The organism is Tabrizicola sp., from assembly GCF_036781545.1.
Lineage (GTDB): Bacteria > Pseudomonadota > Alphaproteobacteria > Rhodobacterales > Rhodobacteraceae > Tabrizicola.
The window spans coordinates 1-11,905 of sequence record NZ_DAIQAT010000106.1; the positions used below are offsets into that span (position 1 = coordinate 1).

At 67.9% G+C, this 11,905-nt stretch carries 15 protein-coding genes; 2 read left to right on the forward strand and 13 right to left on the reverse strand.

What is annotated here, in order from left to right:
- The 10 genes from V7Q39_RS14510 to V7Q39_RS14555 form a co-directional block, all read right to left on the reverse strand.
- Nucleotides 1–1,430, reverse strand: a 1,430-nt coding sequence (locus V7Q39_RS14510; protein WP_333817318.1) for an aldehyde dehydrogenase family protein, incomplete at its 3' end; no start/stop codon positions are given.
- Between the two features lie 151 nt (nt 1,431–1,581).
- Entirely contained in the window at nt 1,582–2,181 is a 600-nt protein-coding gene (locus V7Q39_RS14515; RefSeq protein ID WP_333817319.1) for a GNAT family N-acetyltransferase, read from the reverse strand.
- The gene (locus V7Q39_RS14520) at nt 2,172–3,038 is read right to left on the reverse strand and encodes a molybdopterin guanine dinucleotide synthesis (RefSeq protein WP_333817320.1); all 867 of its coding nucleotides are present in this window, start codon (nt 3,036–3,038) and stop codon (nt 2,172–2,174) included. Before V7Q39_RS14520 ends, V7Q39_RS14515 begins: the two co-directional genes overlap by 10 nt.
- Nucleotides 3,031–3,522, reverse strand: a complete 492-nt coding sequence (gene mobB / locus V7Q39_RS14525; protein ID WP_333817321.1) for a molybdopterin-guanine dinucleotide biosynthesis protein B — start codon at nt 3,520–3,522, stop codon at nt 3,031–3,033. Before mobB ends, V7Q39_RS14520 begins: the two co-directional genes overlap by 8 nt.
- A complete protein-coding gene (gene mobA / locus V7Q39_RS14530) occupies nt 3,519–4,109 on the reverse strand; it encodes a molybdenum cofactor guanylyltransferase MobA (RefSeq protein WP_333817322.1) in 591 nt (196 codons plus the stop codon). The genes mobB and mobA overlap by 4 nt, the downstream gene beginning before the upstream one ends.
- Before the next feature lie 58 nt (nt 4,110–4,167).
- Entirely contained in the window at nt 4,168–4,773 is a 606-nt protein-coding gene (locus tag V7Q39_RS14535; protein WP_333817323.1) for a hypothetical protein, read from the reverse strand.
- 15 nt (nt 4,774–4,788) lie between these two features.
- Nucleotides 4,789–4,938: an aa3-type cytochrome c oxidase subunit IV gene (locus V7Q39_RS14540; RefSeq protein ID WP_333817324.1), complete on the reverse strand. Its 150-nt coding sequence runs from the start codon at nt 4,936–4,938 to the stop codon at nt 4,789–4,791.
- A 75-nt stretch (nt 4,939–5,013) separates the two neighbouring features.
- Nucleotides 5,014–5,436 (reverse strand): DUF6173 family protein, encoded by a 423-nt coding sequence (locus V7Q39_RS14545; protein ID WP_333817325.1) that lies wholly within the window; start codon nt 5,434–5,436, stop codon nt 5,014–5,016.
- 73 nt (nt 5,437–5,509) lie between these two features.
- Nucleotides 5,510–6,691: a 23S rRNA (adenine(2503)-C(2))-methyltransferase RlmN gene (gene rlmN / locus V7Q39_RS14550; RefSeq protein WP_333817332.1), complete on the reverse strand. Its 1,182-nt coding sequence runs from the start codon at nt 6,689–6,691 to the stop codon at nt 5,510–5,512.
- A gap of 112 nt (nt 6,692–6,803) precedes the next feature.
- On the reverse strand, nt 6,804–7,322 hold the full coding sequence (locus V7Q39_RS14555; RefSeq protein ID WP_333817326.1) for an invasion associated locus B family protein: 519 nt from the start codon (nt 7,320–7,322) through the stop codon (nt 6,804–6,806).
- A gap of 177 nt (nt 7,323–7,499) precedes the next feature.
- Here V7Q39_RS14555 and V7Q39_RS14560 point away from each other — a divergent pair, with 177 nt between their 5' ends.
- Both V7Q39_RS14560 and V7Q39_RS14565 read left to right on the forward strand, forming a co-directional pair.
- Nucleotides 7,500–8,507: an asparaginase gene (locus V7Q39_RS14560; protein ID WP_333817327.1), complete on the forward strand. Its 1,008-nt coding sequence runs from the start codon at nt 7,500–7,502 to the stop codon at nt 8,505–8,507.
- Between the two features lie 56 nt (nt 8,508–8,563).
- Complete coding sequence (locus tag V7Q39_RS14565) at nt 8,564–8,908, forward strand: DUF2794 domain-containing protein (protein WP_333817328.1); 345 nt, start codon at nt 8,564–8,566, stop codon at nt 8,906–8,908.
- Between the two features lie 82 nt (nt 8,909–8,990).
- Here the strand turns inward: V7Q39_RS14565 and V7Q39_RS14570 are convergent, their stop codons facing one another.
- The 3 genes from V7Q39_RS14570 to V7Q39_RS14580 form a co-directional block, all read right to left on the reverse strand.
- The gene (locus V7Q39_RS14570; RefSeq protein ID WP_333817329.1) at nt 8,991–9,806 is read right to left on the reverse strand and encodes a C40 family peptidase; all 816 of its coding nucleotides are present in this window, start codon (nt 9,804–9,806) and stop codon (nt 8,991–8,993) included.
- Nucleotides 9,807–9,862: 56 nt separating this feature from the next.
- Nucleotides 9,863–11,263 (reverse strand): leucyl aminopeptidase family protein, encoded by a 1,401-nt coding sequence (locus V7Q39_RS14575; protein WP_333817330.1) that lies wholly within the window; start codon nt 11,261–11,263, stop codon nt 9,863–9,865.
- 225 nt (nt 11,264–11,488) lie between these two features.
- The gene (locus V7Q39_RS14580) at nt 11,489–11,833 is read right to left on the reverse strand and encodes a hypothetical protein (RefSeq protein WP_333817331.1); all 345 of its coding nucleotides are present in this window, start codon (nt 11,831–11,833) and stop codon (nt 11,489–11,491) included.
- Between the last annotated feature and the right edge of the window lie 72 nt (nt 11,834–11,905).

Sequence of the window (11,905 nt, forward strand, 5' to 3'; positions counted from 1 at the left end):
TCCCAGCCCGAGATCGCCTTGACCTCCAGGAACTCCTCGATCCCCCAGGCCCCGCCTTCCCGCGCCCGGCCCGAGGCCTTGATCCCGCCGAACGGCGCCCCTGCGCCGCGGGACTTCCCGTTCATCTCGACCATTCCGGCCCGCAACTGGCGCGCCAGCCGGTTCCGCCGGGCACCATCCTGCGACTGGACATAGTTGGTCAGCCCATAGGGCGTGTCGTTGGCGATCCGCACCGCCTCGGCCTCAGAATCGAAGGGGATCATGCACAGGACCGGCCCGAAGATTTCCTCGCGCTCGATGGTCATCCCCGGCACCACATCGGCAAAGACCGTCGGGCGGACGTAGAAGCCCTTGTTCATCCCCTCGGGCAGACCCAGGCCCCCCGTCACCAGCCGCGCGCCCTCGTCGATGCCCTTCTGGATATAGCCCTGGATCTGGTCCCACTGCCGCTTGTTCACCACCGGCCCGATATGCCGTCCCGGCTCGCTCGCGGGGGCCACGCGGACCGACCCCGCCACTTCCGCCGCGATCTCCACCGCCCGGTCGTAGAAGCCGCGCTCCACCAGCATCCGGGAGGGTGCGTTGCACGACTGGCCGGAGTTGTTCATCAGGTGCCGCACCCCGCGTTCCACCGCCTTGGCATCGGCATCGGCGAAGACCAGGTTCGCGCCCTTGCCGCCCAGTTCCAGCGTGACCCGCTTCAGCGTCTCGGCGGCGGCCTTGGAGATCGCCCGCCCGGCCCGCGTGCTGCCGGTAAAGCTGATCATCTCGACATCCGGGTGGCTGGACAGCCGCGTCCCCACCCCCGCGCCGTCGCCGTTCACCAGGTTGAACACCCCCGGCGGCACGCCCGCGTCATGGCAGAATTCTGCAAAGAGCAGGCTGGACAGCGGCGCTTCCTCCGACGGTTTCAGCACACAAGTGCAACCCGCCAGCAGCGCCGGGATCACCTTCAGCGTCACCTGGTTCATCGGCCAGTTCCAGGGTGTGATCAGCCCGACCACCCCGATCGGCTCCAGCGCGATCTTCGTGTCCGGCGCATGAGGGCCGAGCGGCCTGATCCATTCGACATGATCGAAGGCCGTCAGGAAGTTCTTCAGGTGCCAGGGCAGGCATTCGGCCTGGTCGCTGCGGGCCATGTCGATGGGCGCGCCCATCTCCAGACTGATCGCCTGCGCCAGTTCCTCCTTGCGCAGCACATATTGCTCCAGGATGCGCTCCACCACCTTGCGGCGCTCTGCCGGATCGGTCGCCGCCCAGCCCGGAAAGGCCGCCTTCGCCGCGGCCACGGCCGCGTCGGTATCGGCTGCGCTGCCCAGCGAGATCACCGCGCAGACATCTTCGGTCGAGGGGTCGATCACCGGGCAGTCCCGCGCCTCCAGCGGAGCGACCCATTTCCCGTCGATATAGAATTCACGCTTGGTGATCATGATTGTGGCCCCATTGGATGTGGATTTGATCATATCCTGACAGGTGCCGGGCCGTCCGGCAAGGGTGGGACGCAAACCTTGCCAAATTCCTAACGCCCGCGAGCAAGCCCTTGATTCCAATAGACAGCGGAAAGTGCCCGCGCGCGGGCAGCTATTCCCCCGGACCGCCCAGAGACCGCACCATCACCGTCGACGAGGCGAATCCGAACAGGAACCGCAGCGGCCCCAGCTCCTCGGTCCTGACCGCCCGGAATCCCTGCCGCTCATACAGCGCCCGGGCCCGGAAATTGTTCTCGACCACGTCCAGCCGGACCGCCCCATACCCTCGCTCCGCCGCCTCCTGGTAAAGCGCGGCCAGCAGCATCGACCCGATCCCCCGACTGCGTTGCGCCGGGGCGACGCAGATGCCGTCGATCAGGAAGCGATCGTTGTCGACCTCTCGCCCCAGCGCCCACAGCACGCTTCCCCGCCAGCGCCCGCCCCAGCGCCCGTAGACCTCGGTCAGATCCTGCCACGATCCTCCCGCGAAGCTTCCCGCCGGGGTCTTGTAGCCGGCGATGCCGACCAGCGCGCCCCCGGAATCGACGGCGGCAAAGCAAAGGTCCCCCCGGATCACCCGCTGGAAGAACCGCAGCGCCCGCTCGTCCGGTCCCAGCACCCGGCCCAGCTTGCCCCCGAAGGCCTCCCAGTAAAGCCGCGCCGCCTGCGGGCGGAGGCTGGAATGCAGGCCCCGGTAGATCGTCACGCCCATGCCAGCGCCTCGGCCAGCAAGGGGGCATGTCCGGCCCCCAGAATCCAGCCCTCCTCCGCCGCCTCGGGGGGCGTGTCGAAGAGGGGCGCCAGTCGGTTGTGCCGGGCCAGCCGGTAAAGCGCGCCCGACAGCAGCCGGACCTGCGCCTGATCAGCGGTCAGCCCTTCCGCATTGGCCAGGATCGCCACTGGCCCGGCGATGAGCGAGGGATAGACCTCGGCCAGCACCACCGGCGCGTCGGGGGTCGCGAAGGGCCAGACTGCGACACCGGGCAGTTGCGACAGACGATGGATCATCGGCAGCCCAAGCAGGCTTTGCGAGCCGACCGAGCCGGGGTTGAACAGCATCCACGGGCTCTTCGCCCGGGGGACCACCGCCTCGGCCAGCCGCCCCTCGGCCAGACCCAGCGCCGCATAGTCGATCCCCGCCCGGCGAAAGGGCAGACCGGGCCAGACCTGCCCCATCGGATGGCTCCAGAAGGGTCCGTCACCTTCGGGGAAGGCGGCGTTGATCCGGGTCGCAACCTCGAAGCGGTTGTTGCGATTCTCGACATCGGTGATCTCGCCCGCCAGCCAGCGCCAGACCGCCGGGGCCCGCGCCTCGCCCGTCAGCCGGGTCGCAAAGCCCGCCGGATAGCCCATCGCGAAGTCGAAACCGATCAGGACTCGCAGGCCCTCGACGCGGGCCGTCTGGATCAGCGTCATCAGCTGCATCTCGGCCGAGGCGCGGGTGCGGTGGTGCCACTCGGCACCGCCCTCGGCATCGTGACAACCGATCCAGACTGCGTTCGCGCGGTTGGTCGCGCTGGTGGGCAGGTTCGCCGCCGACCAGTCGACCACGATCACCCGGTCAAACAAGCCCCACCTCGCGCAGGATGAAGTCCGCGACGACCGCTGTGTTGTTCAGGTCCAGCACAGGAACCGGCAGGGCCAGCGCCGCATCGGTGGCCACCGCCCGGACCAGCGGGTCGCCGGGCTGGATCAGCGGGTGGCCGGTCTCCTCGCGCCAGACTTCGACCTTCGGGTGGGCGTCGCGCTTGTAGCCCTCGACCAGCACCAGGTCGACCGGGGCAAGGCGTGCCAGCACGGCGGGCAGGCCAGGTTCCGGCCCGCGGTGTTCGACCATCAGTGCGAAACGGTCGGCCGAGGCGAGAACGACCTCGCGCGCGCCTGCGGCCCGGTGACGGAAGGTATCCTTCCCCGGCTGGTCGAGGTCCACGTCGTGATGCACATGCTTGACGGTCGAGACGGAGAATCCGCGCCCGGTGATCTCGGCCACCAGCCGCTCCATCAGGCTGGTCTTGCCAGAGTTCTTCCAGCCGATCACGCCGTAGACCCTCATGCCGCGCCTTTCAGCAGGGCCTCGGCGGCGGCGAGGTCCTCGGGCGTGTTCAGGTTCAGGAAGGCGCGCGGATCGGGGAACACCGCACGGGCGGCGTCATGCGCGGCGGCGAAACGCATCACCTTGGCCTCGCCCGAGGCCAAAAAGGCCACAAGGGCAGGGGCCAGACCCACCGGCCAGAGCGCCGTGGCAGGGTGGTCGCCAGTCGCATCGGCCGCCAGCGCAAGGCCCGCAGATGAGCCTTCACTTGCCAGCAGAAGCTGCGGCACCAGATCGCCGGGCAGGAAGGGCGTGTCGACGGGGGTCGAGACGACATGCGTCGCCCCCATCCCGGCGGCCGCAGCCAGCGCCGACAGCACGCCGGACAGGGGCCCCTGCGGCCGGTCGTCCGCGACGACAATGCAGCCGAACCCGGCAAACCGCCCCGCATCGCCATTGGCCGAGATCAGCATCCGCTCTACCTGCGGCTCCAGCCGGTCGAGGACATGGGCGACCAGCGGCCGCCCGGCGAGGGGCAGGAACGCCTTGTCCACCCCGCCCATCCGCCGACCCTCCCCTCCGGCAAGGATCACTCCGAAAACGCGCAAATCACATGCCTTTCTCACAGCAGGCGAAAGCCTACCGCATCAAGGGGTCAAGGCAAGCTCACTCCAGCGGTGTGCCGTCGTGCTGCACCAGAAGGATGCCGTGGTTGTTGTCGTCGTCATCGTCGGTGATCACCCGGGTCGTCACGCCCGGCAGCTTGCCGAATTCCCTCGACAGTTTCTTGGGTGAGAAGGTGTGACGCAGCGATTCAAATCCCGGCACCCCGGTCAGGACCGACGAGGTCGCATTGGTGCACATCGCCTTGCCGACGGCCCCGTAATTCTCCACCCGCCGCAGCACCAGTTCGGCCACTTCGGGCGAGACGTAGATCTTCTGCTCGATCGTGTCGTAGGTCTTGCGGGTGTGGTAGTCGATGTAGAACGCCAGGGCCTTGTCGTTCATGCCGAAATGCACGTCGTTCCGTTCCGGCAGCTTCGGGTGGTACCAGGTGCCCGCCGGGTCGAAGATCACCCGTTCCGAGGCATTGACCAGAATCGCCGAATGCGCGCCCGACCCGGTGCTCTTGTTCACCACGGTGTAGAGCGTGATGTAATAGGGCGGCCCGGCCACATAGCGGGCGGCGTCCACCTGGTCCTGCGGCGCCCATTTCGGCTCGGCACAGGCGGTCAGGCCGAGAAGGGCGATCAGGCAGAGAAAAGGCCGCATCAGCACCGGAAAGGATCAGGAGTTGGCGAGGCCGAGAAAGATCAGCACGCCGATGGCGATGCAGGCCACCCATGTCGACAGGCGGATGAAACCGGCAAAGGTCTTTTCCTGCGCGCGGATGTCCATCGAGCCATGAGCGGGGGTGGCGTGGTGGTGGTCGGCCATGGTGCGGGTTCCTGAGTTTCGGTCGGTCCCAGCCCCATAGCCTATTCGCCGGGGACTGTCACGGGGTCGCGGGGTCTATCCGACCGAAGCGTCGCCGGAATCGCCGCCGAGCCAGCCTGCGTTCAGCTGGAAGCCGATGCGGCGCGGCGGTTCGGAGCGGGCCTCCTTCGGCACGGCGCGCAGCGTCACCGAAAGCTGCGTCACATGCTGGATCAGCTGGGTCTTCGCCCCGTCTTCGTCGCGACCGTAGAAGGTGATGATGTCGGGCTCGAAATAGCCCAGGCCTTCGATTCTGAGCACCCCGGATTCGTCCGAGGCGAAGCCCATGGCGATCTCTTCCTGCCCGTCGAGCTGGCTCTCGAAGTTGCGGATATACATGACCAGCCGGTCATGCGCCCATTCGGCGGGGCTTTTCGGGCGATCTGCCGGAGGCTTCGCCGCCACCTTCTTCGCGACGGGCTTCTTCGGGGCGGGTGTCTTCGCTACGGCCTTCGCCATCGGTCTGTCCTTCATCCGTGTCCTGCCAGAGAAGCCAAAACCGCCCCGGCCCGCAAGGGGTAGAAGGACGGGGTCAGACGAGCCCGGCTTCGGCTTCGATCCGGGCCTTCGACTTCCGCGCGCGTTCGGTGGCGGATTTCAACTGCCCGCAGGCGGCCATGATGTCCTCGCCGCGCGGGGTGCGGATGGGCGAGGCATAGCCGGCCTTGTAGATGATATCGGCGAAGGCATGGATCCGGTTCCCGGACGACCGTTTGTAGGGTGCGCCGGGCCATTCGTTGAAGGGAATCAGATTCACCTTGGCCGGGATGCCCTCCAGCAGCTTCACCAGCCGGTGCGCGTCTTCCTTGGTGTCGTTGACGCCGTCCAGCATGACATATTCAAAGGTGATCCGCTCGCTGTTCGAGAGGCCCGGATAGGCCTTCAGCGCCTCCAGCAGCGTGGCGATGTTCCAGCGCTTGTTGATCGGCACCAGCACGTCGCGGACCTCATCCGTCGTCGCGTGGAAACTGACCGCCAGCTGGCAGCCGATTTCCGTCGCGGTGCGGGCGATCTCCGGGACGACGCCGCTGGTCGACAGGGTGATCCGGCGGCGGCCAAGCGCGATGCCCTCGCCGTCCATCACGATCTGCATCGCATCGCGGACGTTGTCGAAATTGTAGAGCGGCTCGCCCATCCCCATCAGCACGATGTTCGAGATGAGGCGGACCTCTTCCTTCGGCGCGCCCGGCACGGGCCATTCGTCCAGGTCGTCGCGCGCCATCATCACCTGCCCGACGATTTCCGCCGCGGTCAGGTTGCGCACCAGCTTCTGCGTGCCGGTATGGCAGAAGGAACAGGTCAGCGTGCAGCCGACCTGGGACGAGATGCAGAGCGTACCCCGGTCGGTTTCCGGGATATAGACCACCTCGACCTCATGGCCCCCGGCGATGCGGACCAGATATTTGCGGGTCCCGTCCTCGGAGATCTGCCGGGTGACGATTTCGGGGAGGTCGATGGTGAAATGTTCGGCCAGAAGCGCGCGGTAATCCTTGGCCAGGTTGGTCATCAGCGCGAAATCGCGGACGCCCCAGTGGTAGACCCATTGCCAGAGCTGGCCCAGCCGCATCTTGGCCTGCTTTTCCGGCGTCCCGGCGGCAATCAGCGCCTCGCGCAGGGCGGGGCGGGTCAGGCCGACGATGTTGGTCCTGGCCGACACCGGCAGCTTGCGCGGGATCGTCAGCACGTCTTGCGTGATGGGGGTCGTCATGGGCAGATCCTTTCACGGGGCCTTGTCACAGGCGATCTGGATGTGGGGCGGATATAGGCGAGGTCCGCGCAAAAGAAAAGCGCCCCGCGAAGGGGCGCCTGCCGTCAGGTTCCGCAGCTTACTTGCAGCGCTTCCCGGCGTCTTCCATCGCGGCGGTGAAGCCGCGCAGACTGAAGGTATCCTTGGTCTGCGTGCCCTTGCCCGACCGCGCGGTCAGCGTGGCGTTCGTCCCCGCCTTCAGCGCCGCCAGCAGCTTCGCGTCATCCTCGGCGCTGCCCGGCCAGGCCCATTCACCATCGGTAAAGAGCTGGAAGGCATTGCCATCCACGCTGACCTCGACCGTCGAGCCGCTCGCGAACGGGTAGCCGCCGGTGAAGCTGATCTCGCCCGGCTTGCCGGGGCGGAAAGTGACGAACAGCAGGATGTCGCCGCGCCGCACGCTGACGGGCTGTCCGTCGCGGCTGTTCACGGTTTCCTTGGGTTTCGAGACGCCCCAGCATTCCTTGGGGCTTTCCTCGGTGAAGACGTTCCAGTCCGTCATCGTGGCGACGCGATTGGTCGATTCCTGGGCCTGGGCCGCAGCCCCGGCAAGCGTGATCGCGGCAACTGCAAGAGTGCGACCGAAAAGGGATGTCATGTCTGACGCAGCCTCCAAGCTGTCTTCCTGCCTCGCCGTGCCTGTGCCCTTGCGGCCCTTTTGACTGGCGCGGCGTCGTTCTACCCGATATTCCAGCCATAATCAAAAGGGCCATGCCGCGAAAGCCCGCTGGGCGATAATTCGCGCATATGTGAGGGCAGATTCATGGGGGGATCAATGGCAAAGGTCAGCGAAGGCGCGATCCCGGTCATGGAAGTCTGGCGCGGCGGGCTTCTGGAATGTGTTCACCAGGCCCATGCGGTGATCTGCGACGCGAAGGGCGTGGTCGCGGCCTGGGGCAATCCGCAGGCGGTGATCTTCCCGCGCTCCTCGGCCAAGATGCTCCAGGCCCTGCCGCTGCTGGAGACGGGGGCGGCGGATGCGCTGGGGCTGTCGCAGGCGCATCTTGCGCTGTCCTGCGCCAGCCACGAAGGGGCTGCGCTGCATGTGGGTATGGCGGCGCGCTGGATCGCCGATCTGGGGCTGACCGAAAGCGACCTGCGCTGCGGCGCGCACGAGCCGGGCGACCGGACCGAGCGCGACCGGCTGATCCGGGCGGGCGAGCGGCCGTGCCAGTTGCACAACAACTGCTCGGGCAAGCACTCTGGCTTCCTGACCGTGACCCGGCACCTGAAGGCCGGGCCGGAATATGTTGACATCGACCACCCCCTGCAAAAAGCCGTCCGCGCCGCGACCGAAGAGGTCACGGGCGAGACGATCGCGGGATGGGGCGTCGATGGCTGTTCGGCCCCGAACTTCGCCATGACGGTCGGCGGGCTGGCGCGCGCCATGGCGCAATACGCCACCGCCCGCGAAGGGTATGGGGCACGCGAATCCGCAATGCACCGGTTGACGCGGGCGATGGCGGCCCATCCCGACCTGGTGGCGGGCGAGGGCAGGGCCTGCACCGAATTGATGCGGGCGATGGGTGGGCGGGTCGCGATAAAGACCGGGGCCGAGGGGGTGTTTGTGGCCATCCTGCCGGAGAAAGGCCTTGGCATCGCTTTGAAAATAGTCGACGGCGGCACCCGCGGGGCTGAGGCTGCGATCACTGCGCTGCTGGCCAGGGTCGGCGCACTGGATCCCGCACATCCGGCGGCGGTCAAGCGCATGGCCGGGGTCCAGCGCAACTGGCGCGGCCTGGAAACCGGCTTCTACCGCATGGCCGACGGCTTTCCGGGGTGATTGGCCGGGCTGATTTGCCGGGTTGATTAAAGGGGGGAAGCGGGTAAGCTTTCCCCATGAACGCCGAAGCGCCGATCCCGTTTCCGCAGTCCAGCCGCCTCGTGGAGGATGTCCGCTTCGACCGCAGGGAGCTTGGCCAGATCCTGCGGGTCTATGGCCGGATGGTCGCCGCGGGGGAATGGCGCGACTATGCCATTGCCGCGATGCGCGACCTTGCGGTCTTCGCGATCTTCCGCCGCACCGCCGAAACTCCGCTCTACCGCATCGAGAAACGCCCGAAGCTGCGGGCCCGCCAGGGACTTTACGCCGTGGTCGGCATGGATGGCCGGGTGCTGCGCCGCGGCCACGACCTCGACCAGGTGCTGAAGGTGCTGGAAAAGCGGCTGATCGGCCCGGTCTGACCGCGCTCCTCGTTCGACTTCGTCTTCTCGTCGCAAGGCGCGCGCCCCGCGAGGAGGAACGAAGTCCCCGACGAGCCGCCCGTCACACCCGCTGCCGTGTCAGCACCAGCCCGCCGCCGCCCGCCGAGATGCGGGCAACGGCGTCCTTGATCCCCTCATAGGCCACCGACATCGTGTGCCCGTTTGCGTGGATGATCCGCTCGCGGTCCACTACCTGCGCCACATGGCCCTTCCAGAAGATCAGGTCGCCGCGTTTCATCGGTTCGTTCGCCGGCAACTGCCGCCCCAGCGACATCTGCATGTCGCTGTCGCCGGGGCAGGGCTTGCCGCAGCATTGCATCGACATCTGCGCCAGACCCGAGCAATCCAGCCCGAAGCGCGAGTTTCCGCCCCAGAGATAGGGCGTGCCGAGCAGGCTTTCGGCGACCGCCACCGGATCCTCGGCCCAGTCGCCCAGCAGGCGCAGGTGGCGCAGCGGCACGAAGCCGTGCGGCGTGTTGGCCCAGGCCCCCCAGGAGCCGATCACGGTCAGCCGCGAGCCGATGCTCAGCGCCATCTTCTCGGCCGCCTGGACCTGCGGCTCGGTGTAGAGATGGGTGCCGGGTGCCGCGACCCAATGCGTCGGCGCCGGGCCCTGGCCCAGGTCGCTTTCCGCCACCCAGCCGCAATAGCCGTCCTTCGCCGACATCACGAAGACATGGCCCTTTTCCCGGTCGATCACCGTGACCGCGTCGCCCATCAGCAACTGCCGGTCGCGCGGGCCTGCCGGGCTGCGGCACAGGTTCGCCACCGGCACGATGACCTGGGCCTGCAGCCCCTCGGTCAGGGGTGCGTTCACCACACCGGAAAGCGAGACATGCGCCACCCGGCCGGAATAGGGCGTCAGCCGTCTGTCCATCGCCTGCTCCTCAACTCGTTCCTCCTACCGCTGCCCCGGCCTTCCAGGGCAGCCCCTCACAGCTTCAGGATCGCGGGCAACCCCTCCAGAACCGCCCGCGCCCCCTGGCCCGCCCCGCCCTTCGGTCGCGCCGGCTGGTCGCTGGGGGTGTGGCCGTAGATATCGAAATGCATGTAGCGCGGCCCCTCGACAAAGCGCCGCAGGAACAGCGCCGCGGTGACCGATCCGGCAAAGCCGTAGCCCGGCGCATTGTCCAGGTCGGCGATTCCCGGCTCGATCACGCTTTCGTAGGCATCGTGGAACGGCAGGCGCCAGACCGGGTCGAAGCCGGTTTTCGCCCCCGCTTCCAGCGCCCCCGCCATGGCCGCATCATCGGTGTAATAGGGCGCAAGGTCCGGGCCCACCGCCACCCGCGCCGCACCGGTCAGGGTCGCCATGCTGATCAGCACGTCCGGCCGGTCCTCGCAGGCATAGGCCAGCGCATCGGCCAGGATCAGCCGCCCCTCGGCATCGGTGTCGTTCACCTCGACCGTCAGGCCCTTGCGGCTGGTCAGGATGTCCTTCGGCTTGATCGAGGCGCCCGAGACCAGGTTTTCCACCGCCGGGACCAGGACGCGCAGACGCAGCGGCAGCCGCAGGCGCATGATCATCCGCGCCAGCCCCATGACCGTCGCCGCGCCGCCCATGTCTTTTTTCATCAGGCTCATGCCGACAGAGGGCTTCAGGTTCAGCCCGCCAGTATCAAAGCAGACCCCCTTGCCGACCAGCGTCAGGGTCGGGCCCTTTTCCCCCCAGCGCAGGTCCAGGAGCCGGGGCGCGCGCGGGCTTGCCCGCCCGACAGCATGAATCATCGGGAAGTTCCGGGCCTTGAGATCCTCGCCCCGGATGACCTCGGTCGTGGCGCCGTATTCCGCCGCCAGAGCCAGGAAAGCCGCTTCCAGTTCCTGCGGCCCCATGTCCTCGGCCGGGGTGTTGATCAGGTCGCGGGTCAGCGCCTCGGCCTCGGCCATGGCGATCAGGCGCGCGGCATCCAGCCCTTCGGGGCAGACGAGCCGGGGCGGGGCAGCGGCCTTCCGGCTGGGGCGGTAGCGGTCGAAGCGGTAGCCCGACAGCAGCCAGGCCAGCGCCGCCTCGGTCCGCTCGGGTCCGTCCAGCCTGCCCTCCAGCGCCCAGTCGCCCGCAGGCAGGCCCGCGACCGCCTTCGCCAGCCCGAAGCGCAGCCGCCGCCGCGCCTGGTCCGTGCCGAAACCCGCGACCGCCCCGGCCAGGCCGCCATCGGCCGCAGGCAGCAGCCGCAACTCTCCCAGGCTCGCCTCGAACCCCGTGGCGGTCAGCCATCCCGCCCATACCGCGCCGGGCCCGGCCAGGAACTCCGGCAACTCGTCCGGCCGCACCACATGCAAGGGGCGCGTCGCGGCAGAACGGGCGGCAAAGGCGAAAGTCTGGTTTTGCGACATGATCAATCAGGCGTTGTTTCCTGGCTTAGGAATGGCGGAAGTCGGCGGCATTTAGCAAGCCGTTCCAGAGCATTGCGATCGATTCCCGCAAATTCCCCGTCAATCGCCGTGCCGCGACCGGACTGTCGCCGCGATGAAAATCCCGCACATCGCCGCTTGATTGCAGGGCAATGCGGCCTTGCAACCTAGTGCTGTGCGATTCCGCGGCCCCGACCGGCCGGGGCGTCAGATCGACTGGTCCGCCAGCCCGATCTCGGCGGCAAGCGAGCGTTCCGCCACCCGCAGAAGACGCGCCCAGACCGCCGCGAAGGCCGTGCCGTCGGCCCGCTCCAGACAGCATCTGGCGTCGCCCGCCACCGCGCCGAGGCTGAGGAGCCCCAGATCCGCCGACAAGTGCCGGAGCCGCCCCAACTGCCGTGCCAGATGGCGCAGGTCCTGCGCGCGGACCTTTTCCGCAATTCCCGCCATGGTCAGCGCCAGTTCCCCCAGCGCCCGCGTCACCATCTGTTCGGCCACCGGCGCGCCGAGGTTGCGGTAGATCACCGCGATCGCCTCGACATCCTGGCGCACCACCTCCCGTGGCCTGAGAGGGACAATCTCTCCCATCATTCACACCCAAGTTACGTCACACCCGCTGCCAGC

What these genes read in the sequence shown, in the direction of transcription:
- V7Q39_RS14515 (WP_333817319.1), bottom strand. Translation starts at nt 2,181, where the DNA reads ATGGGCGTGACGATCTACCGGGGCCTGCATTCCAGCCTCCGCCCGCAG.
- mobB (WP_333817321.1), bottom strand. Translation starts at nt 3,522, where the DNA reads ATGAGGGTCTACGGCGTGATCGGCTGGAAGAACTCTGGCAAGACCAGC.
- V7Q39_RS14535 (WP_333817323.1), bottom strand. Translation starts at nt 4,773, where the DNA reads ATGCGGCCTTTTCTCTGCCTGATCGCCCTTCTCGGCCTGACCGCCTGT.
- V7Q39_RS14540 (WP_333817324.1), bottom strand. Translation starts at nt 4,938, where the DNA reads ATGGCCGACCACCACCACGCCACCCCCGCTCATGGCTCGATGGACATC.
- V7Q39_RS14545 (WP_333817325.1), bottom strand. Translation starts at nt 5,436, where the DNA reads ATGGCGAAGGCCGTAGCGAAGACACCCGCCCCGAAGAAGCCCGTCGCG.
- V7Q39_RS14555 (WP_333817326.1), bottom strand. Translation starts at nt 7,322, where the DNA reads ATGACATCCCTTTTCGGTCGCACTCTTGCAGTTGCCGCGATCACGCTT.
- V7Q39_RS14560 (WP_333817327.1), top strand. Translation starts at nt 7,500, where the DNA reads ATGGCAAAGGTCAGCGAAGGCGCGATCCCGGTCATGGAAGTCTGGCGC.
- V7Q39_RS14565 (WP_333817328.1), top strand. Translation starts at nt 8,564, where the DNA reads ATGAACGCCGAAGCGCCGATCCCGTTTCCGCAGTCCAGCCGCCTCGTG.
- V7Q39_RS14570 (WP_333817329.1), bottom strand. Translation starts at nt 9,806, where the DNA reads ATGGACAGACGGCTGACGCCCTATTCCGGCCGGGTGGCGCATGTCTCG.
- V7Q39_RS14575 (WP_333817330.1), bottom strand. Translation starts at nt 11,263, where the DNA reads ATGTCGCAAAACCAGACTTTCGCCTTTGCCGCCCGTTCTGCCGCGACG.